Here is a 1127-nt window from a genome sequence, read left to right on the forward strand (position 1 = left end):
GTCGAATTTGGACGATTAAAACGGACAGAAGAAGGCACACCGCAAGGTGGGATTATATCGCCTACACTTGCTAATATGGCACTAGACGGATTGGAAAAACTGTTAGAAACTCATTTTGGGAAAAAAGGCAGTCGGAAAATTCGAGAGAGTAAAACCTATTTAGTAAGATATGCAGATGATTTTATTGTATCAGGTAAAACGAAAGAATTACTTGAGCAAGAAGTTATACCACTCATTAAAGGCTTTTTAAAAGAAAGGGGATTATCCTTATCAGAAGAAAAGACAAGAGTAGTGCATATTGAGCAAGGGTTTGATTTTCTAGGTTGGAATGTAAGACGTTTCAAAGGAAAAATACTAAATCGACCGAGCAAAAAGAATGTTAAAGCATTTTATAGCAAAGTCAAAACAGTGATTTCCAAAATGAAAATGGCGAAACAAGAAGACTTAATAAGGGTACTCAATCCGATGTTAAGAGGTTGGGCGAATTATCATCGAAGTCAGGTGGCGAGTAAGGCATTTGGACGAATGGACGCATTAGTTTGGCGAGCCTTATGGAAATGGTGTAAACGGCGACATCACAATAAAGGAGTAAAGTGGATAAAAGAGAAATACTTTTGCACCACGGCAACTCGAAGTTGGGTATTTGGCACTGTATATACCAATGAAAAAGGGGAAACAAGCCCAATAGATTTATTCTATTGTAGTGCAGTTAAAATCAAACGACACGTTAAAATTCAGTCTGAATACAATCCATTTTTACCTGAATGGGAATTATATGGGGAAAAACTTAGCCAAGAACGTTTGTATGATGAACAATCACATAGACGACAATGGCAAGCTTTGTATAAAGACCAACGTGGAAAATGTGCGTTATGTGGTTTACCAATAACCAAAGAAACAGGCTGGCACGACCATCATATTGTGTACAGAATGTTTGGAGGAAGTAATGCGTTAAGTAATCGCTGTTTAGTACACCCAAATTGCCACGTTAAAATTCACGCTTTGAATTTGGATGTTGTAAAGCCGACTATTTATAGTCAATAGAAAGGCTTGAGCTGTATGCAGAGAAATTTGCTCGTACAGTTCTTAGGGGGCGGAAATGTAGTAATATATTTTCGCTACCCGAC

Annotated in this window: 1 protein-coding gene; it reads left to right on the forward strand. The window is 37.8% G+C overall.

The window, feature by feature from the left end:
* Positions 1–1044, forward strand: a 1044-nt coding sequence (locus tag A1D26_RS09620; protein ID WP_232516785.1) for a group II intron reverse transcriptase, incomplete at its 5' end; no start/stop codon positions are given.
* Positions 1045–1127: the final 83 nt, after the last annotated feature.

This window comes from Ursidibacter maritimus, assembly GCF_009761395.1.
Lineage (GTDB): Bacteria > Pseudomonadota > Gammaproteobacteria > Enterobacterales > Pasteurellaceae > Ursidibacter > Ursidibacter maritimus.